Annotated in this window: 21 protein-coding genes and 1 pseudogene; 10 read left to right on the top strand and 12 right to left on the bottom strand. The window is 62.7% G+C overall.

The window, feature by feature from the left end; translation table 11 throughout:
• The first annotated feature begins 87 nt into the window (after positions 1-87).
• From GT756_RS05580 to GT756_RS05600, 5 genes are all read left to right on the top strand, one after another.
• Positions 88-1,656: an ABC transporter substrate-binding protein gene (locus GT756_RS05580; protein ID WP_004885652.1), complete on the top strand. Its 1,569-nt coding sequence runs from the start codon at positions 88-90 to the stop codon at positions 1,654-1,656.
• Between the two features lie 120 nt (positions 1,657-1,776).
• Positions 1,777-2,799 carry an ABC transporter permease gene (locus GT756_RS05585; RefSeq protein WP_064178052.1) on the top strand — a complete coding sequence of 341 codons (1,023 nt, stop codon included), beginning with the start codon at positions 1,777-1,779 and terminating at the stop codon, positions 2,797-2,799.
• Entirely contained in the window at positions 2,799-3,632 is an 834-nt protein-coding gene (locus GT756_RS05590) for an ABC transporter permease (protein ID WP_004885647.1), read from the top strand. The genes GT756_RS05585 and GT756_RS05590 overlap by 1 nt, the downstream gene beginning before the upstream one ends.
• Positions 3,625-4,461, top strand: coding sequence for an ABC transporter ATP-binding protein (locus GT756_RS05595; protein WP_160124588.1), 837 nt, complete (start codon positions 3,625-3,627; stop codon positions 4,459-4,461). Before GT756_RS05590 ends, GT756_RS05595 begins: the two co-directional genes overlap by 8 nt.
• Positions 4,448-5,152: an ABC transporter ATP-binding protein gene (locus GT756_RS05600; RefSeq protein WP_049116395.1), complete on the top strand. Its 705-nt coding sequence runs from the start codon at positions 4,448-4,450 to the stop codon at positions 5,150-5,152. The genes GT756_RS05595 and GT756_RS05600 overlap by 14 nt, the downstream gene beginning before the upstream one ends.
• 428 nt (positions 5,153-5,580) lie before the next feature.
• Here the strand turns inward: GT756_RS05600 and GT756_RS05605 are convergent, their stop codons facing one another.
• Complete coding sequence (locus GT756_RS05605; RefSeq protein WP_160124589.1) at positions 5,581-6,918, bottom strand: aspartate aminotransferase family protein; 1,338 nt, start codon at positions 6,916-6,918, stop codon at positions 5,581-5,583.
• A gap of 180 nt (positions 6,919-7,098) precedes the next feature.
• Between GT756_RS05605 and GT756_RS05610 the strand changes: the two genes are divergently transcribed.
• Positions 7,099-7,863, top strand: a complete 765-nt coding sequence (locus tag GT756_RS05610; RefSeq protein ID WP_004885636.1) for an SDR family NAD(P)-dependent oxidoreductase — start codon at positions 7,099-7,101, stop codon at positions 7,861-7,863.
• Positions 7,864-7,916: 53 nt separating this feature from the next.
• Here GT756_RS05610 and GT756_RS05615 read toward each other — a convergent pair whose 3' ends face one another.
• The 4 genes from GT756_RS05615 to GT756_RS05630 are packed head-to-tail and all read right to left on the bottom strand — an operon-like array spanning position 7,917 to position 10,891.
• The gene (locus tag GT756_RS05615; RefSeq protein WP_004885633.1) at positions 7,917-8,678 is read right to left on the bottom strand and encodes an amino acid ABC transporter ATP-binding protein; all 762 of its coding nucleotides are present in this window, start codon (positions 8,676-8,678) and stop codon (positions 7,917-7,919) included.
• Positions 8,671-9,336, bottom strand: a complete 666-nt coding sequence (locus GT756_RS05620) for an amino acid ABC transporter permease (protein WP_004885631.1) — start codon at positions 9,334-9,336, stop codon at positions 8,671-8,673. Before GT756_RS05620 ends, GT756_RS05615 begins: the two co-directional genes overlap by 8 nt.
• A 14-nt stretch (positions 9,337-9,350) precedes the next feature.
• A complete protein-coding gene (locus tag GT756_RS05625; RefSeq protein ID WP_160124590.1) occupies positions 9,351-9,992 on the bottom strand; it encodes an amino acid ABC transporter permease in 642 nt (213 codons plus the stop codon).
• A gap of 47 nt (positions 9,993-10,039) precedes the next feature.
• Positions 10,040-10,891 (bottom strand): transporter substrate-binding domain-containing protein, encoded by an 852-nt coding sequence (locus tag GT756_RS05630; RefSeq protein WP_004885627.1) that lies wholly within the window; start codon positions 10,889-10,891, stop codon positions 10,040-10,042.
• Positions 10,892-11,131: 240 nt separating this feature from the next.
• On the opposite strand from GT756_RS05630, the gene GT756_RS05635 reads away from it, so the two are divergent.
• Entirely contained in the window at positions 11,132-12,595 is a 1,464-nt protein-coding gene (locus GT756_RS05635; RefSeq protein ID WP_048323295.1) for a PLP-dependent aminotransferase family protein, read from the top strand.
• Here the strand turns inward: GT756_RS05635 and GT756_RS05640 are convergent.
• Positions 12,592-13,902, bottom strand: a complete 1,311-nt coding sequence (locus tag GT756_RS05640; RefSeq protein WP_160124648.1) for a PLP-dependent aminotransferase family protein — start codon at positions 13,900-13,902, stop codon at positions 12,592-12,594. The genes GT756_RS05635 and GT756_RS05640 overlap by 4 nt on opposite strands.
• Here GT756_RS05640 and GT756_RS05645 point away from each other — a divergent pair.
• A pseudogene (locus GT756_RS05645) lies at positions 13,867-14,700 on the top strand (DMT family transporter); the annotation flags it as partial. The gene GT756_RS05640 and the pseudogene GT756_RS05645 overlap by 36 nt on opposite strands.
• A gap of 106 nt (positions 14,701-14,806) precedes the next feature.
• On the opposite strand, the gene GT756_RS05650 reads toward GT756_RS05645, so the two are convergent.
• The 6 genes from GT756_RS05650 to GT756_RS05675 form a co-directional block, all read right to left on the bottom strand.
• On the bottom strand, positions 14,807-16,075 hold the full coding sequence (locus GT756_RS05650) for a Zn-dependent hydrolase (protein WP_160124591.1): 1,269 nt from the start codon (positions 16,073-16,075) through the stop codon (positions 14,807-14,809).
• A gap of 94 nt (positions 16,076-16,169) precedes the next feature.
• A complete protein-coding gene (locus GT756_RS05655; protein ID WP_017899022.1) occupies positions 16,170-17,180 on the bottom strand; it encodes an ABC transporter ATP-binding protein in 1,011 nt (336 codons plus the stop codon).
• Positions 17,170-18,207 carry an ABC transporter ATP-binding protein gene (locus GT756_RS05660; protein ID WP_017899021.1) on the bottom strand — a complete coding sequence of 346 codons (1,038 nt, stop codon included), beginning with the start codon at positions 18,205-18,207 and terminating at the stop codon, positions 17,170-17,172. The genes GT756_RS05655 and GT756_RS05660 overlap by 11 nt, the downstream gene beginning before the upstream one ends.
• A gap of 3 nt (positions 18,208-18,210) precedes the next feature.
• Positions 18,211-19,104 (bottom strand): ABC transporter permease, encoded by an 894-nt coding sequence (locus GT756_RS05665; protein WP_032455678.1) that lies wholly within the window; start codon positions 19,102-19,104, stop codon positions 18,211-18,213.
• 2 nt (positions 19,105-19,106) lie between these two features.
• Entirely contained in the window at positions 19,107-20,060 is a 954-nt protein-coding gene (locus tag GT756_RS05670; protein ID WP_160124592.1) for an ABC transporter permease, read from the bottom strand.
• Positions 20,061-20,078: 18 nt separating this feature from the next.
• On the bottom strand, positions 20,079-21,746 hold the full coding sequence (locus tag GT756_RS05675; RefSeq protein ID WP_160124593.1) for an ABC transporter substrate-binding protein: 1,668 nt from the start codon (positions 21,744-21,746) through the stop codon (positions 20,079-20,081).
• Positions 21,747-22,072: 326 nt separating this feature from the next.
• Between GT756_RS05675 and GT756_RS05680 the strand changes: the two genes are divergently transcribed.
• Both GT756_RS05680 and GT756_RS05685 read left to right on the top strand, forming a co-directional pair.
• Positions 22,073-23,188 carry a YbdK family carboxylate-amine ligase gene (locus tag GT756_RS05680; protein WP_004202501.1) on the top strand — a complete coding sequence of 372 codons (1,116 nt, stop codon included), beginning with the start codon at positions 22,073-22,075 and terminating at the stop codon, positions 23,186-23,188.
• 47 nt (positions 23,189-23,235) lie between these two features.
• On the top strand, positions 23,236-23,955 hold the full coding sequence (locus GT756_RS05685) for a phosphodiester glycosidase family protein (RefSeq protein WP_004202500.1): 720 nt from the start codon (positions 23,236-23,238) through the stop codon (positions 23,953-23,955).
• Positions 23,956-24,299: the final 344 nt, after the last annotated feature.

Consider the following 24,299-nt stretch of genomic DNA (forward strand, 5'->3'; position numbering starts at 1 on the left):
TCCTTATTTTGACTTTACGCCTTTTGGCAAGCGGCCTAACGTAGCGAGGCATAAAAAATTAAAATAACCATTTTTCAGGGATTGCACATGACCAAAAAACTGTTGCCTTTACTGGTACTGACGGCGCTCTCCACCGCCGCGCATGCCGCCACGCCGCCCAACACGCTGGTGGTCGCCCAGGGTCTCGACGATATCGTCAGCCTCGACCCGGCGGAAGCAAACGAACTCTCCAGCATTCAGACGGTCCCCAGCCTCTACCAGCGTCTGGTGCAGCCGGACCGCAACAACCCTGAAAAAATCGTACCGATTCTCGCCGAAAGCTGGCAGGCCGATCCGGCGGCGAAAACCCTGACCATTAAACTGAAGCCGGATGCCAAATTCGCCTCCGGTAATCCGCTGCGCCCGGAAGATGTGATTTTCTCATACACCCGCGCGGTGACGCTGAATAAATCGCCAGCGTTTATTCTCAACGTGCTCGGCTGGCAGCCGGACAACATCGCCAGCCAGCTGAAAAAAGTTGACGATCATACCCTGACGCTGCACTGGACCGCCGACGTCAGCCCGGCGGTGGCGCTGAATATTCTCTCCACTCCCATCGCCTCCATCGTTGATGAAAAACAGGTGGCGCCGAACGCGAAAAATAACGACTTCGGCAACGACTGGCTGAAGATGCACTCGGCGGGCAGCGGGGCCTATAAAATGCGCGTCTACCAGCCGCATCAGGCCATCGTGCTGGAGGCCAACGCCAGCTCCCCCACCGGCGCGCCAAAGATCAAAAGCATTATTATTAAAAACGTCCCCGACCCGGCTTCCCGCCGCCTGCTGATCCAGCAGGGGGATGCCGACGTGGCCCGCGACCTCGGCGCTGACCAGATAGCCGCCCTGCAGGATAAACCCGGCGTGAAGGTGCTGAGCATCCCGTCCGCCGAGCAAAACTACCTGGTGTTTAATACCGCCAACAGCGCCAACCCGCTGCTGAATAATCCGGCCTTCTGGGAGGCGGCGCGCTGGCTGGTCGATTATGAAGGCATCACCAAAAATCTGCTGAAAGGACAGTACTTTATTCATCAAAGCTTCCTGCCGGCCGGCCTGCCGGGGGCGCTGGAGACCAATCCATTCACCTTCAACCCGCAAAAAGCTAAGGCTATCCTCGATAAAGCGGGCATTAAGGATGCCCACTTCACCCTCGACGTGGAGAACAAACCGCCGTTCATCACCATCGCCCAGTCGCTGCAGGCCAGCTTTGCCCAGGGCGGGGTGAAGGTGGATCTGCTGCCGGCCGCCGGCAGCCAGGTCTATGCCCGGGTGCGCGCGAAGCAGCATCAGGCGGCGATCCGCCTGTGGATCCCGGACTACTTTGATGCCCATTCCAACGCCAGCGCCTTTGCATGGAACGATGGTAAATCCAGCACCGTGGCCGGGCTCAACGGCTGGCAGATCCCTGAGCTGAATAAAGCCACCCTCGCCGCGGTGGCGGAGCCGGACCCGGCGAAACGCCTCGACCTGTACAAAACGATGCAGGAAACCCTGCTGCAGCATTCGCCATACGTCTTTATTGACCAGGGGAAAACCCAGATCGTGGTGCGCGACAACGTGAAGGGCTATCAGCAGGGGCTGAACGCCGATATGGTCTGGTACGATAACGTCACCAAGTAAGCGGGTTATGTCACCGGGCATGGCGGCCTCGCCCTGCCCGGATGACCGTTTCGCCACCCGGGTCCGGTGGGCGTCGCGCCGCCGGGAACCATGTTGATATACCAGGAATTTCCATTTTCCATGCCATCGTTTTCCACTCATTTTACCCGCCTGCTGCAGGGGCTGTTTACCCTGCTGCTGACGCTGTTCGGGCTGCTGCTGGTCACCTTCGCGCTCTCCGCGCTGTCGCCGGTCGACCGCGTGCTGCAGATCGTCGGCGACCATGCCAGTCAGTCGACTTACGACCAGGTTCGCCATCAGTTGGGTCTCGACCAACCGCTGCCGGTCCAGTTCTGGCACTACCTGGTCAACCTGTCCCATGGCGATCTTGGCATCGCCAGCGCCACCGGCCAGCCGGTGCTTCACGACCTGCTGGCGGTCTTTCCGGCAACCCTTGAGCTGGCGACCCTGGCGCTGATCGTCGGCGCGGTACTGGGCATCGTCGCCGGGGTGCTGTGCGCCCGTTACGCCGGTTCGCCGTGGGATTTGGCGGTGCGCACCTTTACCCTGTTGGGCAACTCGGTGCCCATTTTCTGGCTCGGCCTGCTGATGCTGGCCCTGTTTTACGCCCGGCTACAGTGGGCGCCGGGCCCAGGTCGCCTCGACGATATTTATCAGTACACCGTCGAGCCGCGCAGCGGTTTTGCGCTGATCGACACCTGGCTCTCCGGCGATATGGCGGCGTTTAAAAATGCCATCGGCCATCTGCTGCTGCCGGTGCTGGTGCTGGCCTATTACTCGCTGGCCAGCATCACCCGCCTGACCCGCTCCGCCTGCCTGAGCGAGATGAACAAAGAGTACATTCTGCTGGCGCGGGCCAAAGGGGCTGGTGAGATGACAATTCTGCTGCGCCACGTCCTGCCCAATATCCGCGGCACTCTGCTGACGGTGACCGCCCTCGCCTGGACCTCGATGCTCGAAGGGGCGGTGCTCACCGAAACCGTCTTCTCGTGGCCGGGGATCGGCCGCTACCTCACTACGGCGCTATTCGCGGGGGATACCACGGCGATCATGGGCGGCACGCTGCTGATTGGCGTGAGCTTTGTGCTGATCAATAACCTGACCGACCTGCTGGTGCGGTTAACCGACCCGAGGGTGCGCTGATGCCGACTTATCTGTTTTTACGCCGTCTGCGCCGATCACCCGCCGCCTTCAGCGGCCTGGCCCTGGTGATCCTGCTGGTGCTGACCGCGCTATTCGCCCCGTGGCTGGCGCCGCACGATCCCAACTGGCAGGATGCCGCCGCCCGTCTGCAGGGACCTGGCGCGGGGCACTGGCTCGGCACCGACAGCTACGGCCGTGACCTGCTGTCGCGCCTGCTCTACGGCGCCCGTCCGGCGCTGGGTCTGGTGGCGCTGGTAACCGCCATTACCCTGCCCGTCGGGCTGCTGGTGGGTATCCTCTCCGGCTACTATGGCGGGTGGCTGGAGCGAATACTAATGCGGTTTACCGACGTGGTGATGTCGATGCCGCGGTTGATCCTCGCCTTCGCGTTCGTGGCGATGCTCGGCCCGGGGCTGGTCAACGGCGCGCTGGCGTTAGCCCTGACTACCTGGCCGGCTTACGCCCGTCAGGCGCGCAGTGAAATTCAGCGCCTGCGCCATAGCGACTATCTCGCCGCGGCGGAGATGCTGGGCATCCGCGGCGGGCGGCTGCTGGTCGGCCATATTCTGCCGCTATGTCTGCCGTCGGCAATTGTCCGGCTGGCGCTCGATCTGGCGGGTATTATTCTCGCCGCCGCCGGGCTCGGCTTTCTCGGCCTTGGAGCTCGCCCGCCGATGGCGGAGTGGGGAGCGATGATTGCCGACGGGATGCAGGTGATTTTCGACCAGTGGTGGATCGCTGCCATCCCCGGCGCGGCGATCCTGCTCGCCAGCCTGGCGTTTAACCTGCTGGGCGATGGCCTGCGCGATATTCTGGAGCCGCAACATGACTGACATCCGACTGACCGTGCAGGGACTCGCTGTCGACTACCCCACCGCCCGGGTGGTGGACAACGTCAGCTTCACCCTCGGCAACGAGCGGCTGGCGCTGGTGGGCGAATCCGGCTCCGGCAAATCCATGACCGCCCGGGCGCTGATGGGCCTGGTGCGCAAGCCCGGGATAGTGAGCGCCGAACGGCTGGAGGTGCTGGGGCGTGATGTGCTGACCCTTAGCGCCCGCGGCTGGCGCGAGCTGCGCGGCAACGATATCGCTATGGTGCTGCAGGACCCGCGCTATGCGCTGAATCCGGTGCAGTCCATTCAGACGCAGCTGGAAGAGGCGTTAACCCTGCATCAGCGTCTCAGCCGCCGCGGGCGCGCCGAGGCGGTCAAAGACGCTATCGCCGCCGTCGGTCTGGAGCTCCCGGTCCTCAGCCGCTATCCCGGCGAACTCTCCGGCGGGATGGGGCAGCGGGTAATGATCGCCCTCGCGCTGCTCAATAACCCGAAGGTGCTGATAGCCGACGAGCCGACCTCAGCCCTTGACGCCCGCCTGCGCAACCAGATCCTCGAGCTGCTGGTGGAGCAGTGCGCGCAGCGGCAGATGGCCATGTTACTGATCAGCCACGATCTGCCGTTAGTGGCCGCGCATTGCGATCGCGTGCTGGTGATGTACCAGGGGAGACAGGTCAACGAGATGCCAGCGCGAGCGCTACCGACGGCGACGCACCCTTATACCCGCACCCTGTGGACCTGCCGGCCGAATGCGCATACTTACGGCCAGATGCTGCCGACCCTCGACAGAACTCAGGACTTTACGGAGACGGCCCATGGCGATCGTTAATCTTCAGGATTTACAGGTAACATTCGGCGCGAAGACGGCGGTCTCCGCCGCCAGTTTCCGTGTCGACGCCGGGGAAACCTTCAGCCTGATCGGCGCCTCGGGCTGCGGTAAATCGACGATTTTGCGCGTGCTCGCCGGATTACAGCGCGAATGGCGCGGCAGCGTGGATCTGCTCGGCCAGGCCATTACGCCGGGCGCCCGCTTTCAGGGCGAGCTGCGGCGCAACGTGCAGATGGTGTTTCAGGATCCGTATGCTTCGCTGCATCCCAACCATACCCTGTGGCGCACCCTGGCGGAGCCGCTGCAGATCCACGGCATCCGCGACGTTGCCCCGCGGGTGACCACCGCCCTTGAGCAAGTGGGTCTGGCCGCCGACGCCGCGCGCCGCTATCCGCATCAGCTCTCCGGCGGTCAACGGCAGCGCGTGGCCATTGCCCGCGCCCTGCTGCTGCGCCCGCAGCTCCTGCTGCTGGATGAGCCGACCTCGGCACTGGATATGTCGGTACAGGCGGAAATCCTCAATCTGCTTAACCGCCTGAAACAGGAGCACGGCATGACCTATCTGCTGGTCAGCCATGATGCCGACGTCATCGCCCATATGTCCGATCGGGCAGCGTTTATGGCGGAGGGCGTGATCCAGCGCTTTTTCGATCGCGACGCGCTGGTCAACGGGGAACACCGAATGAGGTGAAGGCAGCGGATGCGCCGTTGTTTTGTCGGGTGGCGCTTCGCTTACCCGACCTACGATTCGTGCGACCTGCCGTTAATTTACCCACTTGCGGCGACTGAAACTGCCGGTGCTGGCGGCCTCAAAATCGCTGAGACGTTCCCGGAAGGCCGGGGGTACAGGGGGCGGCGGCGACTGGCCGCCCCCTGTGCGCTCCTTGCGCCATGATTGACATAACGCAGAAGAAATATTGGGAGCGCAATCTGCCCGGAATTAACACAGAAGCTGTAGCCCTGCCAGACGCAGCGCGAACAGGGAAATATTCAGTTGTGACGTTATTTCGCCGGGTGGCGGCTGCGCCTTACCCGGCCTACGGGATCCACACACAGGCTCATACCCCGTAGGCCCGTGCAAACGCAGCGCCGCCGGGCAACAGTATCCGGCCCCCTCCCCTACTTCGCCAGGCTGGCAAAGCGGGCGAATACCGCATCAAAAATCGCCAGCCCCTGCGCCACCTGCTCAGCAGTAATGGTGCACGGCGGCACCACGTGAATGCGGTTCTCCACCACAAAGACCAGCAGCCCGGCCTCGGTCAGGGCCCCTTTGATCGCGGCCATGTCGGCGGCGGTCAGCGGCGCTTTTTGTTTACGGCTGTTTACCAGCTCCAGCGCCTGGAACAGGCCGCGACCGCGCACCTCGCCGATAATGGCGTGCTTCTCCGCCAGCGCCTCGAGGCCGGGTCGCAGCACCTCGTTGCCGATATAGGCCGCGTTCTCAACCACCTTCTCCTCTTTCATCGCGTCGATGGTGGCGACAATCGCCGCCATCGCCAGCGGATGGCCGGAGTAGGTCAGCCCCCCGGCAAAGAAGTGGTCGTCAAAGTAGCGGGCAATCGGCTCGCTAATCAGCACCCCGCCCGCCGGCACGTAGCCGGCGTTAACCCCCTTGGCAAAGGTCACCAGATCCGGCACCACGCCATCCTGTTCGAAGGCGAACCAGCTGCCGGTGCGGCCAAAGCCGGCCATCACCTCATCGAGGATCAGCACGATGCCAAACTCGTCGGCCAGAGCGCGCACGCCCTGCATATAGCCTGCCGGCGGCACGAGGATCCCGGCGGTGCCGGGGATGGACTCCAGCAGGATCGCCGCGATGGCCGTCGGCCCCTCGCATTCAATGATCCGCCGCAGATGCGCCAGCGCGCGCTGGCACTCCTCTTCCTCAGTCGCGGCGTTGAACTCGCTGCGGTAAAGGTAGGGGTTGAAGAAGTGCACATGGCCGCGGGAGAACTCATTCGGCACCCGGCGCCAGTCGCCGGTGGCGGCGATCGCGCTGCCGGTGTTGCCATGGTAGGAACGATAAGCCGAGAGCACCTTGTCGCGCCCGGTATAGAGCCGCGCCATGCGAATCGCGTTCTCATTGGCATCCGCCCCGGCGTTGGTGAAGAACACCTTGCTGAAGCCCGCCGGCGCCAGGTCGACGATGCGCTTCGCCGCTTCGCCGCGGGCAAGGTTGGCGGTGGCGGGCGCGATGGTGACCAGGGTCTCCAGCTGAGCTTTCATGGCCGCCAGCACCCGGGGATGTTGATAGCCAATGTTGACGTTCACCAGCTGGCTGCTGAAGTCGAGCCAGGTATTCCCCTCATAATCCCACAGCTCGCAGCCTTGCGCCCCGGCGATGACCAGCGGGTTGAGATTGCCCTGCATCGACCATGAATGAAACACATAGGCGCGATCCAATTGCCGAACTTCGTCATTGCTTACCGCGACCTCGTTGTGAATTGCCAGCTTCATACCCTGCCCTCTCTCATGTCGTAGTGGTTGGCTTCATCATTGGCCGCGGCCGCGCAAATCGGATAGAGCCAGTGCGCGCAAAACGATGTGACACGGTGTCACATCCCCGCCCGTCGTCTGGCCCTGTGCCTTGCCGTCCGGCGTTTTTATAGTGAAGAGACAACCGCACAGGAGAATGAGATGGCAACGAGCAACGTAGTGTTTATCACCGGGGCGACCTCGGGTTTTGGCGAAGCGGCAGCGCAGGTGTTTGCCGACGCGGGCTGGTCGCTGGTGTTGAGCGGGCGCCGCTATCCGCGACTGAAGGCCTTACAGGACAGCCTCGCCGCTAAGGTGCCGGTGCATATTATTGAGCTTGACGTTCGTGACAGCGAGGCAGTGGCTGCCGCCGTGGCGTCGCTGCCCGCCGATTTCGCCGATGTCACCACCCTGATCAACAACGCCGGGCTGGCGCTGTCGCCGCTGCCGGCGCAGGAGGTGGCGCTGGAGGACTGGAAAACGATGATCGACACCAACGTCACCGGTCTGGTGACGGTCACCCACGCCCTGCTGCCGACGCTGATTCGCCATGGCGCCGGAGCGAGCATTATCAATATCGGCTCGATCGCCGGACAGTGGCCCTATCCCGGCAGCCATGTCTATGGCGCCAGCAAGGCCTTCGTGAAACAGTTCAGCTATAACCTGCGCTGCGATCTGCTTGGCACCGGCGTGCGAGTCACCGATCTGGCGCCGGGGATTGCCGAGACCGAATTTACCCTGGTGCGCACTAAGGGCGACCAGGCGGCATCGGATAAGCTCTATCGCGGCACCACGCCGCTGAGCGCGCGCGATATCGCCGAGCAGATGTTTTATATCGCCACGCTGCCGGCGCATATGAACATTAACCGGGTAGAAGTGATGCCGGTGCGTCAGGCGTGGCAGCCGTTCGCCATCGACCGGGATTAAGTAAAGTCTGACGTTTCCCCTGCCGGCGTTGCCGGCAGGGGGGACAGGCCGGTCTAGCGGCTGCTTTGCAGAAACTGCCTGACGCGTTCGGAGTCAGGTTGCGTGAAGAACTTCTCCGGCGGCGCCTTCTCAATCAGCAGCCCCTTCTCCAGAAACACCACCTCATTGGACACCTGGCGGGCAAAATCCATCTCGTGGGTCACCACCACCATGGTGTAGCCCTCGGCGGCAAGGGCTTTCATCACTCCTAACACCTCGTTCACCAGCTCCGGATCCAGCGCCGAGGTCGGTTCATCGAAGAGGATGACTTCTGGCGACATCGCCAGCGAACGGGCGATCGCCACCCGCTGCTTCTGCCCGCCGGAGAGGGTGATCGGGTAGACATCGGCTTTGTGCGCCATGCCGACTTTCTCCAGCTGCCGCATAGCCATGGCCTTAGCCTCGTCTCGTTTCATGCCCTTAACGCGCAGCAGCGCCTCACTGACGTTTTGCTGCACGGTCAGATGCGGCCACAGGTTAAAACTCTGAAACACCATCCCCACCCGCTCGCGGATTTTGGCCAGCTGGCGGTGCGACATCGCCCGGCCGCGCTGTTCATCAATCCCCAGCCGCTGACCGCCGATATGAATTTCACCGCGGTCCGGCTGTTCCAGCCAGTTCATACAGCGCAGCAGGGTGGATTTTCCCGACCCGGACGAGCCGAGAATACTCACCACGGTCCCCTTCTCCACCGTCAGGTTAATATCCCGCAGGACTTCCACATTATCGAACTGCTTGGAGACGTTTTTGACGCTTACGGCAATAGACTCAGGCATGGCTCATTCCTCGTTTGGCTCCCCAGGCGGTCAGGCGCTTAATCAGCAGTTCCAGCAGAATGCTGATCGCCCAGTAAAGCCCAATGGCGACGATAAAGGCGTTAAACGGAATAAAATAGGTCGCCTGGACGCTGTTGGCGGCGGCGGTGATCTCCTGAACGGTAATAATGCTCAGGAAAGCGGTGTCCTTCAGGCAGATAATCAGCTGATTGCCGATCAGCGGTAAGGCGGAAGAGACGATATTGGGTAAAATAATCCGCCGAAAAATGGCATAGCGAGAAAAGCCCTGAGCAATCGCCGCTTCAATATACCCGCCGGAAAATACCCGCCGCTGGCTGCGCAATATTTCAAAGAAGTAGGCGCCATGATAAATAATCAGGGCCAATAAACCGGCGGTCCACGGCTCCATGCTAATACCGAGCTGCGGCAGTCCGTAATACAGCAGATAGGCGAGGATCAAAAAAGGGATCGCGCGCATCAGGCTGACAAAGCCAATGATAACCCGGTTAAGGACTTTCTTTTGATATTCACTCAAATAGCACAGCGCAATACCGATAATAAGGGCCGCCAGGGCGGCGGTAATAAACAGTTCGAGGGTCGCGAATAACCCGGCAATAAAGCTATCGCGTACCGACCAGATAACGCCCCACTGATTCATAATACCTCCCGTTGCTAGCGCGCCAGGCGCCTGGCTTTCCGTTCCGCGATCCCCTGCAGCTTCAACAAACAGCCGATGATCGTCACATACAGCAGGCCGGCGGCGAGGATCGGCGACAGCGGCTCGTAGGTGACCGAGGAGATACGGTTGGTCACCCGGGTAAGATCCACCACGCCAATCACGGCGATCGCCGGGCTACCTTTGATCAAAAACGACATTTCATTGACCAGCGCCGGCAGGCTCTCGATCCACATCTGCGGCAGCATGATGTAGCGGAAGTAGGTCCAGCGGCGCATTCCCACCGACTCCGCCGCCTCCCGCTGTTCGCGCGGAAAGGTACGGAAGGCGTTGCGCCAGATCTCAGCGTTAAACGCCGACGTGTTAAGCGTCAGCGCCACGATGGCAGCCACGTTCTTGTCGAGGTTAATACCCATCGTGGGCAGCGAAAGAAACAGAAACAGCACCAGCGTCACCAGCGGCGTCGCGCGGGCCAGGCTGATATAGACCACCAGCAGCTGGTCGATAACCGGCAGACGCAACATCCGCACCAGGGCGATCAGCAGCCCCGCCACCACCCCGAAGGCGATAGCGATGGCCGAAATCCAGAGGGTCGTCCATGCGCCTTCGATTAATAACTGCCAGGAAATTGCATCCATGAGGCCCTCCTTCTCAGCAACAGGCGGCGGTCGCCCGCCGCGGAACATTACAGACCGGCAAGCTTATGAAACTGTTCCGGGCTGGTGATCGCCTCGGTGGGCAGGTTGTCATAGGTTTCGCCGAACCATTTTTTCTGCAGCTCGGCGAGCTTGCCGGTCTCCTTCATGTAGTTCATAAACTTGGTCATATAGGCCAGCAGCTGCGGCGAGTTTTTCGGGATCGGCCACGCCATATAGCCCGGTCCGGAGACGGCCAGCCCTTTGGCGAAGACCTTCGGTTTGGCTTTCGCCAGGTCGTTTACCGAGATAACCACGTTAATCACGTAATCCAGCCGCTTATTCGCCAGGTCGGCGTAGGCTTCCGGATAGGAGGGGTACTCCACCACCGGTCCCAGCTTGCCGCCGGTCTTCTCCAGCATCGCCTTCAGCTCCGGCAAACGCGCCAGCAGCGCGCTGCCTGCCTGCACGCCCACTTTTTTGCCGCTGAGATCGGCAATGGTATTTAGCGAGGTATCGCCAGCGCGTTTGACGAAATAGTGCTGCGCGGAGGCCCATGGTGGGGTGAAATCAAAGACTTTCAGCCGCTCATCGGTAATAACCGCCCCGGTTAAGGCCATATCGTATTGTCCGGTGGAGACAGCCGCTAATAATCCGGTCCACGGTAATATGCTCTGGTCGACATGAAATTTGGCGTATTTACGTAACTCCTCAAGCATATCTTTGTTAAAGCCATCGGCCTGGCCATTATTCATAAAGTTAAACGGCGCATAATCATCTTCCGTCGCCACTTTCAGGGTGCCGGATTTTTCTATTTCCGGCAGATCGGCCGCGACGGCGTGATAAGAAAAAGCAACCGTTAATACAGCGCTCAGACATATTGATGCCAATGATTTTTTCATTATTTCACCCCTGATGGATTGGCCAGACGGGTTCATTCCAGAACGCGAAAAGGTTTATGCAAAATAGAGGCCGGGAGGTTCCGGTCCACGGCGGCTGAATGCGTTTTTAATGTGGGAGCGTTTTGCAATTCCGTATAGAGCCAGATGGGCCGCATCGCTGTGTCAGATGGCGGAAGGGTGGTATGGAATTTGCTGAGCTTAGCGGGTGGTCGCGATGCGTTATTGCCAGAGGAGCCCCGTATGATCCGTCACCTGTTACACGTTGATTTTGAGCCTGGCCGCGGTTTGCAGGAACAGGTGCGAGAGACGCTGGTGAATGCCATTCTCAGCGGGATCTTCGCCGCCGACACCCCGCTCCCCTCCTGCCGCCAGCTGGCCAGCCAGCTGCGCGTCTCGCGCAACACCACCGCCCTGGTGTTCGAAAGCCTGGTCAACGAGGGCTACCTGATTAGCCGCCCGCGAAGTGGTTACTACCTGCACCCCGACTATCACGATGCTTCGCCGCCCGCGGTCGAGAGTGCACCGCAGCGCGAAGCGGCTGCACCACGCTGGGGCGACCGGCTGCAGATGACCCCCAGCCAGCAGGAGTCGATCCTCAAACCGGCGGGCTGGATGCACTACCGCTACCCGTTTATCTACGGCCAGCCCGATACCCGGCAGTTCCCGCTGGCCACCTGGCGCTCGGCGGCGAACTGGCTGCACGGCGGGGTGCGCGACCCGGCGTGGGTCATCGACCATATTGACCAGGATGTGCCGATGCTCATCGAGCAGATCCGCACCCGGGTGCTGCCCAAGCGCGGCATTGTCGCCGCCCCGGACGAAATTCTCATTACCCTGGGCTCGCAAAACGCCCTCTACCTGCTGACCCGGCTGCTGCTCTCCTCCACCACCCGCATTGGCGTCGAAAACCCCTGCTTTCGCGAAGCCATCAACACCTTTCTGCTCGCCGACGCCGAGGTGGTGCCGCACCCGGTGGATGAAGAGGGGATCGTGCTTAACGAACGTCCCTGCGATTACTACTATGTCACCCCCGGCCACCAGGTGCCCACCGGGGTGGCAATGAGCAGCGCGCGCCGCCGCCAGCTGCTGGATCATGCCGCCCGCCATGACGCGGTGATCATTGAAGATGATTATGACTCGGAAAGTAACTTTACCCTCAACCCGCTGCCGGCGCTGAAGGCCAGCGACCGCAGCGGCCGGGTGGTGTATGTCAGCAGCCTGTCAAAGGCGCTGTCGCCGGGGCTGCGGCTGGGATTTATGGTCGCCGACCCGGACCTGATCGACGAGGCGCGCGCCCTGCGCCGGTTGGTCTATCGCCATCCGCCGACCAACATTCAGTACCAGATGGCCCATTTCCTCGCCCAGGGCCATTATGAAACCCATCTGCGGCGCTACCACTACGACTCCGCCCAGCGCTGGGAGCGCCTGCACGCCGCCCTGCAGCGCTATCTGCCGTCGTGCCGCGCGCTGGCGGGGAGCGAACACGCTAACGCCTTCTGGCTGCAGACACCGGCGCAGATCAACACCCAGCAGCTCACCTGGCGCGCCGCCCACGCCGGCGTGCTGATTGAGCCCGGGGCGCGCCATTTTCTCAGCGCCGCGCCGCCGGATAACTACTTTCGCATGGGTTTCCACGCCATTAACCCCGACGCCATCGCCCAGGGGGTGGAGGTCCTGCGCGGCCAGCTGGAGCAGATGGGTTAGCGAAATTGTTCGTACTCAACGGCATCGCGCACGCTGAGCAGCGCCGGGCGCAGACTGTCGAAAGGCACCGATCCGAGCGCAATGCGCAGCGCCTGTGGAATCGTGGCGGAGACGCAGAACGGCTCGGCGGTCGACACCGAAATACGCCGTTCCATCAGCGCGTTCGCCAGCCGATCGGCCCGGCTCTCTTCCCCCAGAGGCAGCCAGACGAAGTACGAATCGGGATGACTGACAACGGGAAGCCCACAAAGCACCTCGCGGGCCACCTGTTGCCGCTGCCGCGCATCCTGGCGTTTCTGCGTTTCAAAGCGGGCCACCGTGCCATCTTCAATCCAGGCGCAGATCAGCGAACTTATCAGCGTCGGCGTATTCCACGTCGTGGCCCGGATGGCGCGCTCAATCTCCGGCCGATAGCGCGGCGGAGAAATCACCACCCCCACGCGCAGTCCGGTGGCGATATTTTTCGAAAAGCCGGTGACATACACCGTTCTTTCCGGCGCATAGCTGACCACCGGCGGCGGCGGGCGGCTCACCAGCCTGGCGTAAGCCGCATCTTCAATAATCAGCAGATCGTGCTGGCGCGCGAGGTCGGCCAGCGCCTGCCGCTGCCCGGCGTTGAGCACCCAGCCCAGCGGATTGTGCAGCGTCGGCATGGTATACACCGCCCGCACTCGCCGCTGCTGGCACAGCGCATGAAGCGCCTGCAGGTCCGGCCCCTCGGCCCCACAGGGGATGGCCGCCAGCTCCAGATGATAGAGCGCCGCCAGAACCTTGAAGCCCGAATAGGTCAGAGCATCAACCGCCACCACATCGCCCGGACGTAACAGCCCCATAACGGTCACCGCCAGCCCGTGCTGTGCGCCGTTAACGATCAGGACATTTTCCGCGGCCGGCGCAAAGTGTCGGCAGGTCAAATGGCGGGCGATAATGTCCCGCTCGGCGAGCCGCCCGGCGTGAGGCTGATAGCGCAGATGCGAATCAATATCGCCCGCCATCGCCAGCTGCCTGAGCGCCTCGCGCAGCGCATCGCCCTGCGCCGGCAGCGAAGGGTAGTTGAAGTTAAGATCCACGACGTCAGCGGCCACCACCTGCTGATCGACCCCATGCCCCGGCGGCAGCGCGAGGTCGCGCACGAAGGTGCCGCGGCCGGTTTCGCCGCTAACCAGCCCCATCTCTTCCAGTTCACGGTAGACGCGGGTGGCGGTGGCCAGCGAGAGGCGTTCATCGGCGGCAAGGGTACGGTGCGTTGGCAGACGGCTGCCGGCGGGCAGCTGCCCGCGACGCGGCTGGCGGTGCAGGATATGGATCCGTTGTTATTGACCTTTCTGCGCGCCTCCATCGCCGGACTGCTTGCCATCGCCCTGCTGGTCGGCTTTCGCCAGAAACGCCCGCGCCTGGCGCAGCTTGTGCCCTTGATCATCGTCTCATCAGGGGTGGTGATCGGCTTTCCCCTGCTCACGGCGCTGGCCCTGCAGCGCATCACCTCGGCGCATTCGATTGTGTTTATTGGTCTGCTGCCGCTGATGACCGCTATTTTTGGTGTGCTGCGCGGCGGCGAGCGTCCACAGCGCGCTTTCTGGATCTTTTCGCTGCTGGGCAGCCTGCTGGTGATGGGATTCGCCCTGACGCAAAGTGCGGCGACGTCGCTCAGCGGCGATCTGCTGATGCTGGCGGCAGTTATCGCCTGCGGCCTCGGCTATGCGGAAGGGGCGAAGCTGACGCGGGAGCTCGGCGGCTGGCAGGTGATCTGCTGGGCGCTGGTGATTGCCCTGCCGTTGATGCTCCCCGCCTCGCTGATGGTTCAGCCTGCGTCCTGGCATGCCATATCGGCCTTATCCTGGGCCGCACTCGGCTATGTGTCGCTCTTCAGTATGCTGATCGGTTTTATCTTCTGGTACAAAGGGCTGGCCGCGGGCGGGATCGCCGCCGTCGGCCAGCTCCAGCTATTGCAGCCGTTCTTCGGGCTTGGCCTGTCGGCGGCGCTGTTGCACGAAACCGTCAGCCCCTTGATGCTGGCGGTTACCCTCGGCGTGGTGCTGTGCGTGGTGGGCTCGCGCAAATGTGGCCGCCGGCGGGTTAGCGCAGAGAGCAGGAGCAGTGATTGACCGCCCCTACATCCGCCGTCCCGGGTTTCGGCGGCGTAACCGCTGACCCGGACTACCGCATGACAAACGGCTGAAAACAGGTCGCCCCGCCGGGGAGGGCGACCGCCTACAGCGGCCGCGCGTACTGAAGCATCACCTGCAGCAGCACGTTGGCGCCGGCGGCGACGTGCTCCGGCGAGGCATACTCCATTTCGTTATGGCTGATCCCATCCTTGCAGGGGATAAAAATCATCCCGGTCGGCGCCAGGTAGCTCATATACACTGCGTCATGCCCGGCGCCGGAGACGATCGGCCGCGCCGGGTAGCCCAGCCGCTGCGCGGCATCGGCAATGGCCTGCTGGCATTCGCCATCGAAGGGCGCCGCCGGATAGTGGCTCACCTGCTTCAGGGCCACCTGCAGACCGCTTTCCCGCTCAACCTCCGCGATAAACGCCCGCAGCTGGCGATCCATTTCATCCACCAGCGCATCGCTGAGATTGCGCATATCAATGGAGAAGGTGACCTCTCCGGGCACCACGTTGCGGCTGTTGGGCCACACCTGCACGCTGCCGACGGTGCCGCGTCCCTCTTCGCTGCGTCCGGCAATCGCTACCACCTCCTGCATAATGCGGGTCGCCACCTGCAGGGCATCCTGACGCAGGCGCATCGGCGTGGGCCCGGCATGCGACGCCTGACCGGTCACCACGCAGTCGTACCAGCGGATCCCCAGCACGCCCTGCACGATACCGATGGTTTTCGCTTCATCTTCGAGAATCGGCCCCTGCTCAATGTGCGCCTCAAAATAGGCGCCGACGGGATGCTCTCCCGGGGTCTGCTCGCCGATATAGCCGATCTGCGCCAGCGCCTCGCCGACGCTGACGCCCTCTTTATCCGTGACGGCCCAGGTCTCCTCCAGCGGGAAGACCCCGGCAAAGACCCCGGAGCCCATCATCACCGGCACAAAGCGCGACCCCTCTTCGTTGGTCCAGAACACCACCTCAATCGGCGCCTCGGTGGCAATCTGCAGATCGTTGAGCGTGCGCACCACCTCCAGCGCCGCCAGCACGCCGTAGTTGCCGTCAAATTTGCCGCCGGTGGGCTGGGTGTCGATATGGCTGCCAGAGACGATGGGCGGCAGGCTGGGGTTGCGCCCTTCCCGACGCATAAACACATTGCCGATTTTATCGATGGTGACGCTCATCCCGGCCTCCCGTGCCCAGCCAATCACCCGGTCCCGCCCATGACGGTCGAGGTCGGTGAGGGTCAGACGGCGGCAGCCGCCCTTCGGCGTGGCGCCGATCTGCGCGAGATCCATTAACGACGCCCACAGGCGGTCGCCATTGATGCGCCAGCCGGTGGTGTCGGTCGCGGGGGTAAAAAGTACATCACAGCTCATGGTGGTCTCCTGACATCAAGGTCGCCGCCAGCGCAACCGGCGGTGGGAAAAAAGGCATCAGCGCCTGGTCTTCATCGTGGTGTGTTGCCGCCGGTCAGACGGCCAGGGCCTGCGCGTTGGCGTCAATCGCCAGCTCGCGCCAGCGGTGGCAACTCACCGCATGGCGCTCCGCGACGGATTCCGTCGGCGGCAGGCTCTGCTCGCAGACCGGGCGACGGTGCGGGCAGCGCTCGGCAAAGGCGCAGCCGGGCGGCAAGCGCGCCAGATCCGGCGGCGCGCCGGGAATGCAGTGCAGGGCATCGCCTTTCTTAAGCCCCTCTTTCGGCCGGCTGCCCAGCAGCACCCGGGTATAAGGATGGCGTGGGTGGCGCAGGATCTCACTCATAGAAGCCTCCTCGACGATCCGCCCGGCGTACATCACCGCCACCCGGTCGGCGATCTCCACCGCGGCGCCGATGTCGTGGGTCACAAACACGATCGACAGCCCGCGCTGCTTTTGCTGCTCGCGCAGCAGGATCAGGATCTGGATTTGCACCGTGGCGTCGAGGGCGGTGGTCGGCTCATCCGCCAGCAGCAGCTGCGGGTTACAGGAGAGCGCGAGGGCGATCATCGCCCGCTGGCGCATCCCGCCGGACATCTCGTGCGGGTAAGCGTCCAGCCGCCGCTCGGGGCTGGGAATGCGCACCTGGCGCAGGGCCTCCAGCGCCCTGTCCCGGGCCGCCTGGCGCGACAGCCCTTCGTGGCGACGCAGCCCTTCAATAATCTGCTGCCCAACGGTGTAGACCGGGTCGAAGGCCAGTAGCGGCTCCTGAAAAATCATCGCGCAGCGCCCGCCGCGGTAGCGCCGCAGCTGGCTGGCGCTCATCGTCAGCACCGCGTCGTCACCCACCCGCAGGGTGCCGGAGAGCTCACTGCTCCCCGGCGGGTGCAGGCGCATCAGCGCCCGCAGGGTCACGCTCTTGCCGGAACCCGACTCGCCAATCAGCGCCATCACCTCCCCCTTTTGTACGTCAAAGGAGACCCCGTTGACCGCGTTGATGGTCTGCCCGTCGCGGCGAAAGACGACCCGCAGGTCGCGCACATGGACAAAGGCGTTATCCGACATGGCTGACCTCCTTAAGGGGGATGCTCTGATGCCAGAGCGAGGCCGGCTGCGCCATCAGGCAGGCGCTCTGGTGCCCCTCCCCGACCGCCTCCAGCCGCGGTTTCACTTCGGCGCAGACCGCCTTCGCATGCGGGCAGCGGGTGTGAAAGCGACAGCCGCTCGGCGGCGCGATGGGGCTGGGGGGATCGCCGCTCAGCGGCGAGGTCAGGGTGCGGTGTTCCGGGTCCATGGAGGGCATGGAGCTTAACAGCGCCCGGGTATAGGGGTGGGCGGAGGCGGTAAACAGCTGCTCCGCCGGGCCGATCTCTACCACTTCGCCAAGGTACATAACGAGGATCCGATCCGACAGCCAGCGAACCACGTGCAGATCGTGGCTGATAAACACATAGGTCAGCTCGAGGGTGCGTTTTAGCTCCTGCAGCAGCTGCAGCACCTGGGCTTCCACCGATTTATCCAGCGCCGACACCGCCTCATCAAGAATGACCAGCCGCGGCTTCATCGCCAGCGCGCGGGCGATATTCACCCGCTGCCGCTGGCCGCCGGAGAGCGCATGCGGGTAGCGGTCGGCAAAGCGCGCCGGTTCAAGGCCGACGTGCGCCAGCAGATAGCGGGCGTATTCGCTGGCCTCTCTGGCGCTGACGCCGTGGACGCGCTGGCCGAAGGCGATGCTCTCCTCCATGGTCATGCGCGGATTGAGCGAGGCATAGCTATCCTGGAAAACCATCTGCACCTGGCGACGGTAGGCTTTCATGGGCAGACGCGACGAGCCAACCTCCAGCCCGTCGAAGATCAGTTCGCCGCTGTCCTGGGTGAGCAGCTGCATCAGCAGTCGGGCGGTGGTCGATTTGCCGCAGCCCGACTCGCCGACCACCCCCAGGGTTTCACCTTTCATCACCGTGAAGCTGATATCGTCCACCGCCTGGACCACCTCCCGGCCTTTGCCGCCGCGGAAGTACTTCAGCAGGTGATTGACCTTCAGCAGCGGCTGCGCCGGCCCGCCGAGATCGATATTGATAAAGGGTTGCATCGCTTACTCCTTAATCGCCATTGCCGCACGCAGGCGGTCCGCGAGGATATTGAACGAAATGGAGGTGATAAAAATCATCAGGCCCGGCAGGGCGGCCACCCACGGCTGGGTATAGATTGCCGTGCGCAGGGTATTGAGCATCAGCCCCCACTCGGGCTCCGGCGGCCGCACGCCGAGGCCGAGAAACGACAGGCCGGAGGCGAGGATCATGCACACCGAAATCAGCCCGGTGGAGAAGACGAAGATCGGCCCGAGCACGTTACCCAGCACCTGGACGCGGATAATGGTCAATGCGCTGGCGCCGGTGGCCCGGGCGGCGTCGATATAGTCCATATGCCGTACCTGGGCGGTCACGCTCTCGGCAATCCGCGCCACCTGCGGGACAAACACCAGGGTCAGCGACAGCAGCGCATTACCGATGCCCGCCCCCAGCGCCCCCGACAGCGCAATCGCCAGCAGGACCGAGGGAAAGGCATAGAACACATCCACGGTGCGCATAATCACGGTATTGATTTTGCCGCCCATGTAGCCGGCGATGATCCCGATGGCGCCGCCGATAAAAAAGGCGAACACCACCGGGACAATCCCCATAAACAGCGACAGCCGGGTGCCGAGAATCAGTCGCGACAGCATGTCGCGCCCCAGCTCATCAGAGCCCAGCGGGAAGCCGTCGCTGCCGATGGGCTTCAGGCGCAGGAACATTGACGTTTGATAGGGGTCTTTGACGATAAGCCATGGCCCTAACAGCGCCAGGGCCAGCAGCAGCAGGATCACTACCCCCACCACCACGCCGCCGGGATCGCGCAGTAAGCGGCGCAGCACGCCGCGCCAGTAACCTTGCCGGGAAGCGTTGGCCGGCGCGGCCGGGACCGCTTTCGTCGTTGCCGTATCCACCATGGTCAGCTCCTCTTAATGCGCGGGTCGAGGGTGGCCTGCAGAATATCCACCAACAGGTTGAGCAACACGAAAAACAGCGCCAGCACCCAGATAGTGCCCTGCAGCAGGGGCAAGTCGCGCTGCAAGATGGCGGTATTGAGCAGCAGCCCGGTCCCCGGCCAGGAGAAGACGGTCTCCACGAGGATCGAGCCGCCCATCAGATAGCCCACCTGCAGCCCCATCACCGCCAGCGCGGTTGGCGCGGCATTTTTCATGACGTGGACAAAGATGCGCGATTCGTTAAGGCCGCGGGCGCGCAGGCCAACGATAAACTCCTGGCTGAGGATATCGGCTACCTGCGAGCGCACGGTGCGGGCGATAATCCCGGTCGGGATCACCGACAGCGTGATGGCCGGCAGCAGCATGAACTGCAGGTGCGCCCAGTCCCATTGCCAGCCCACCTCGCCTATTGGCCCGCCGCCGGTGGCCGGCAGCAGCGCGAACTTGACGCTGCAGAGGATCACCAACAGCATCCCCAGCCAGTAATGCGGCACGCTGACGCCAAACACCGACAACACCGAGGCCAGACGGTCAATGACGCTGTTGCGAAAATAGCCGGCGACAAAGCCAAACAGGCTGCCGAGGACGAAGCCGATCGCCGTCGCCAGCAGCGCCAGGCGCAGGGAGTAAGCCACTGCGGTCATCACCTCGTCTATCACCGGGCGGCCGGTGGCGACCGACATACCGAGGTCGCCGTGCAGCGCCCGCCACAGCCAGTGGATAAACTGCAGAGGCAGCGGCTTATCAAAGCCGTAGGCCTGCATCAGCGTCTGGCGCAGCGCCTCCGAGGCGTCCGGCGGCATCACCGACACCAGCGGGTCGCCCGGCGCGATCTGCACCAGCATGAAACAGATCACCGCCACCCCAAGCATGGTGGGGATAGCCAGCAGAATGCGGTATAGCAGCGTATTGATCATCGGTTGCCCCTTTCGCGATTACTCTTTTTTGCTCACCAGGCTGAGGTCGATAAACCAGCTCTGCGGTTGCACCACTCCGGCCACCGCGGGCGAAATCGCGCGCGGCCCGACGTCGTGGGCGACAAACAGGAACGGCACCTGATCCACCAGCGCGGCGTGCAGATCGCCGGCGGCTTTATTCATCGCTTCCGGGGTAAAGGCGTGCTTGACGGCGGCGGCGAGTTTTTCCGTCTCTGGGGTGGCGAAGTAGCCCCAGTTGGTCGCCACCGGCGGAAACGCTTTGGCGGTCGAGAAGCGGATCAGGCCAAAATAGGGATCATTGACCGCGGCGCTGACGTTGATCGCGTCGATCCCTTTTGCCGAGGGATCCCGGGCGCCCAGGCGCCAGTTGGTGAACAGGGTGTTCCATTCCACCACTTTAATATCCACATTGAAGAAGCAGCTCTTCAGGCTCTGCTGGATATACTCGTTCATCGGCAAGGGCTGCATCTGCCCGGAGCCGGAGGCCGAGGTGGCCACCGTGACGGGCAGCGGCTTGCCGGCGCTGTATCCAGCCTCGGTCATCAGCTGACGGGCGGCGTCCGGGTCATATTTGATCTGGAAGGTGGGTTTGCCATGCCACGGGCTGTCGGCCTCGTAGACCCCGGTGGCCTCGGTCATGTAGCCGCCGAGGTAGCTCTTCAGCTCGGCGCGGTTCAGACACAGGTTGGCCGCTTTGCGCACCCGAATGTCCTGCCACGGCGATCCTTTTTCAAAGGAGAACTGCCAGGGCCACAGGTGCGGCTGGGTGTTGGCGTAAAGGTGAAAACCCTGAGACTTGATCTGATCGATGGCGTCCGGCGCCGGGGCTTCAATCCAGTCCACCTGCTTCGACAGCAGCGCTGCGGTGCGGGCGTTGGCCTCCGGCAAAGGGATCAGCACCACCTTATCCACCCGGGGAATGCGATCTTTGTTCCAGTAGTCGGGGTTTTTCGCGAGGATCAGCTGCTGACGCGGCACCAGCTTCTCCAGTTTGAACGGGCCGCTGCCCACCGCATGGGCGGCGAAGGCGGTCCACGCCTGTTTGCTGCGCGCGGCGCTATCCCCCGCGCTGGCCGGCACCGCGTCATACTGCTTTTGCCACGCCGTGGGCGAGACAATAAACAGGTTGGTGATGTTGTACGGCAGCAGCGCGTCCGGTTCCGAGGTGGTCAGCGCCACGGTGTGGTCGTCAATTTTCTCCGCGCCGGTGAGGGTCGGCATGCGCGACAGGGTGTTGCCGATCTGGCCCGGGGCGTACTGCGGCGCTGCTTTATTGAGCACCTTATCCACGTTCCAGACGATGGCGTCGGCGTTCACCTCCGTCCCATCATGAAACTTCACCCCCGGACGCAGGGTGAAAATCCAGCGGCTGGTGTTCTGCGGATCGATGTGCCACTCGGTCGCCAGCCCTGGCACCAGACCGCTGGGCTTTTCACCTTGCGACAGATCCCACTCCACCAGCGCGTCATACAGCGGGATGCCGGTAAAGCGGTTGCCCTCATAGCCCTGATCCGGCTGGCCGAGGGTTAACGGAATATCCGCGGCGGTCATGGCGATCCGCAGCGTGGAGGCGTTGGCAGGTAAGGCGGCGCCCGCCAGGGCCAGTGCGCCGCTCACCGCCACGGCGAGACGACCGGCACGCGAAAATAACGTTGTTTTGTGCATCACATGATCCCTGTTAAATAAAGTGTCACGAATTAACAGGCAAAATGCGTACCAGCTCTTGCGCGGGCGGAAATAGGCCGAAACCGACCGGTAAAATAAGAAGGACTTATATTATCACCATGATAATTATGGGAAAATAATTGCACCTTATTCCGTCGCACCGCCAGCGGGAAATATGTTGCAGAATTGCACCAGTCGCTATATGGCAAATTTCAAATAATCACTCTGCGTCACTTTTTTATTCATCCCCGTCCTCCGCCGCGGCGTATTCTCCGTCGGGATCAATCCCTTCTATACTTCAGGGAACACATCGACCGGGAGAGACTATGCCTTTAGCCGATTTTCACCGCTCCGATCCTTTTACCCTCGGTATCGAACTGGAGCTGCAGGTGGTGAACCCGCCGGGTTACGACCTCAGCCAGGATGCCTCGACGCTGATTGCCGACGTCCAGCATGAGCTGACCGTGGGAGAAGCCAAGCACGATATCACCGAGAGCATGCTGGAGATCGCCACCGGGGTGTGCCGCGACATCAGCCATGCGCAAATCCAGCTCAGCGCCATCCAGCAGGCGGTCCAGCGCGCGGCGCTGCATCATCATCTGCAGATCTGCGGCGGGGGTTCCCACCCCTTTCATGCCTGGCAGCGTCAGCAGATCAGCGACAATCCGCGCTATGTCAAAACCGTCGAGCATTTTGGCTATCTGGCGCAGCAGGCGACGGTCTTTGGCCAGCATGTGCACGTCGGCTGTCAGAGCGGCGACGACGCCATCTATCTGCTGCACGGCTTGTCGCGCTTTGTGCCGCACTTCATCGCCCTCAACGCCGCCTCGCCGTGGTTCGACAGCACCGACAGCCGCTTCGCCTGTTCGCGCCTCAACCGCTTCTCCTCTTATCCCGACAACGGTCCGATGCCGTGGGTGGCCGACTGGCAGGGGTTTCGTCGCCTGTTCCGCCAGCTGAGCTACACCAGCATGATCGACAGCATGAAGGATCTGCACTGGGATATTCGCCCCAGCCCGCAGTTTGGGACCGTCGAGGTGCGGGTGATGGACACTCCTCTGACCCTCGCCCAGGCGATCCATATCGCCGGCTTTATACAGACCCTGGCCTGCTGGCTGTTGACGGAGCGCCCCTTTAAGCACCAGCCTGATGATTATCTGCTGTACCCTTTTAACCGCTATCAGGCCTGCCGCTACGGGCTGGACGGGACCCTTACCGACGTGCGCAGCGGGGAGCAGCGCAGCATCCGCCAGGAGATCCTGCAGCTCGCCGACCGGCTGGCACCTTTCGCCCATCAGCTGAAGGCGACGGCGGCGCTGGAGGCGGTGGTTCGCCAGGCGAAATCGCCGCACAGCGAGGCGCAGCAGATGCGCGAGTTTATCGCCAACGGCGGTTCGCTTTCCGGGCTGGTGCAAAAACACTGTGAGATTTGGGCGGCATAAGACAGCGAGGCGGGTATACTCGGCGCAGACCATAGAAAGGATTGCCCATGTTATTACGCTGCCTGCTCCCCCTGGCGCTGCTGCCCCTGGCCGCCGTCGCCAGCGCCGCCTGTACCCTCACCGACCCGACGCTAACCCTGCAGAGCTATCGGGTGGATGCGCAGAAAGAGCGCATTGCAATGTACTGGCTGGATCGGCACGGTAAAGCCTGGGGTTCCCTGCGTTCGCTGCTGGCGGGTATCGATGGCGATGGCCGGGTGCAGATGGCGATGAACGGCGGCATTTACGATAAGGCCTACGCGCCGCTGGGGCTGTATATCGAAGACGGCAAACGCCTGACGCCGGTAAACCGCTCCGCCGGCGGCGGGAACTTCTTTATCCGCCCCGGCGGCGTATTCCTGGTGGAGAACGGCCGGGCGAAAATCGTGCCGCTGCCGGCGTACAAACGCTCTCCCGCCATCCGCTATGCGGTGCAGTCCGGCCCGATGCTGATTGAGAATGGCGTCATCAACTGGCGGCTGAAGCCCTCCGCCAGCTCGCGCAAACTGCGCAACGGGGTTGGCATCGATAAGCAAGGCCGGGTGGTGTTTATGCTCAGCGATCGCGAGACCAACTTCTATGATTTTGCCTGCTATGCGCAGTCAAAGCTTGGGGTGCGGCAGATGCTTTATCTCGACGGCACCCTGTCGAAGATGTACCGCAAAGGCGGCAGCGTGCCGTGGCAATATCATCCGTTCGTGACCATGATAACGGTGGAGAGGAAATAGCGGGCGCGTTTGGGGGCGGCCATTCCAGCCAGGAGAGTGAATAAATTAACGGCAGGCCGGGCAAGGTATTGCCGCCGTGCCCGATGTCCTTGCCCGGTGGCGCTGCGCTTACCGGGCCTACAGAGTCTGTTCGCTATGATATGGCCCCTGAAATCTACGGGCGTGCAGCAGGGCCGATTCCCGCTGAAATCGGCTAACCGGAGGTCGGCAGATAAGGCGGGGCTCACGCCCAAACGCAACGTGAACGCAAAACCCCCCCTCACCCTCCCCCTCTCCCTAAGGGAGAGGGGACCGCCCGGTAGTCGTTGCAGCCTGGAGTATCCCCGTTACCGACCGGTAACGCC

Origin of the sequence: Klebsiella sp. Q2 (assembly GCF_009900705.1) — a bacterium.
GTDB classification, from domain to species: domain Bacteria; phylum Pseudomonadota; class Gammaproteobacteria; order Enterobacterales; family Enterobacteriaceae; genus Klebsiella; species Klebsiella quasipneumoniae.

Coding starts and splice junctions, on each gene's coding strand:
- GT756_RS05655 (WP_017899022.1), bottom strand. CDS start 17,180: ATGTCGGATAACGCCTTTGTCCATGTGCGCGACCTGCGGGTCGTCTTT.
- GT756_RS05620 (WP_004885631.1), bottom strand. CDS start 9,336: ATGAATCAGTGGGGCGTTATCTGGTCGGTACGCGATAGCTTTATTGCC.
- GT756_RS05670 (WP_160124592.1), bottom strand. CDS start 20,060: ATGATCAATACGCTGCTATACCGCATTCTGCTGGCTATCCCCACCATG.
- GT756_RS05680 (WP_004202501.1), top strand. CDS start 22,073: ATGCCTTTAGCCGATTTTCACCGCTCCGATCCTTTTACCCTCGGTATC.
- GT756_RS05660 (WP_017899021.1), bottom strand. CDS start 18,207: ATGCAACCCTTTATCAATATCGATCTCGGCGGGCCGGCGCAGCCGCTG.
- GT756_RS05595 (WP_160124588.1), top strand. CDS start 3,625: ATGACTGACATCCGACTGACCGTGCAGGGACTCGCTGTCGACTACCCC.
- GT756_RS05580 (WP_004885652.1), top strand. CDS start 88: ATGACCAAAAAACTGTTGCCTTTACTGGTACTGACGGCGCTCTCCACC.
- GT756_RS05625 (WP_160124590.1), bottom strand. CDS start 9,992: ATGGATGCAATTTCCTGGCAGTTATTAATCGAAGGCGCATGGACGACC.
- GT756_RS05675 (WP_160124593.1), bottom strand. CDS start 21,746: ATGCACAAAACAACGTTATTTTCGCGTGCCGGTCGTCTCGCCGTGGCG.
- GT756_RS05610 (WP_004885636.1), top strand. CDS start 7,099: ATGGCAACGAGCAACGTAGTGTTTATCACCGGGGCGACCTCGGGTTTT.
- GT756_RS05605 (WP_160124589.1), bottom strand. CDS start 6,918: ATGAAGCTGGCAATTCACAACGAGGTCGCGGTAAGCAATGACGAAGTT.
- GT756_RS05635 (WP_048323295.1), top strand. CDS start 11,132: ATGATCCGTCACCTGTTACACGTTGATTTTGAGCCTGGCCGCGGTTTG.
- GT756_RS05685 (WP_004202500.1), top strand. CDS start 23,236: ATGTTATTACGCTGCCTGCTCCCCCTGGCGCTGCTGCCCCTGGCCGCC.
- GT756_RS05650 (WP_160124591.1), bottom strand. CDS start 16,075: ATGAGCTGTGATGTACTTTTTACCCCCGCGACCGACACCACCGGCTGG.
- GT756_RS05590 (WP_004885647.1), top strand. CDS start 2,799: ATGCCGACTTATCTGTTTTTACGCCGTCTGCGCCGATCACCCGCCGCC.
- GT756_RS05615 (WP_004885633.1), bottom strand. CDS start 8,678: ATGCCTGAGTCTATTGCCGTAAGCGTCAAAAACGTCTCCAAGCAGTTC.
- GT756_RS05665 (WP_032455678.1), bottom strand. CDS start 19,104: ATGGTGGATACGGCAACGACGAAAGCGGTCCCGGCCGCGCCGGCCAAC.
- GT756_RS05600 (WP_049116395.1), top strand. CDS start 4,448: ATGGCGATCGTTAATCTTCAGGATTTACAGGTAACATTCGGCGCGAAG.
- GT756_RS05630 (WP_004885627.1), bottom strand. CDS start 10,891: ATGAAAAAATCATTGGCATCAATATGTCTGAGCGCTGTATTAACGGTT.
- GT756_RS05585 (WP_064178052.1), top strand. CDS start 1,777: ATGCCATCGTTTTCCACTCATTTTACCCGCCTGCTGCAGGGGCTGTTT.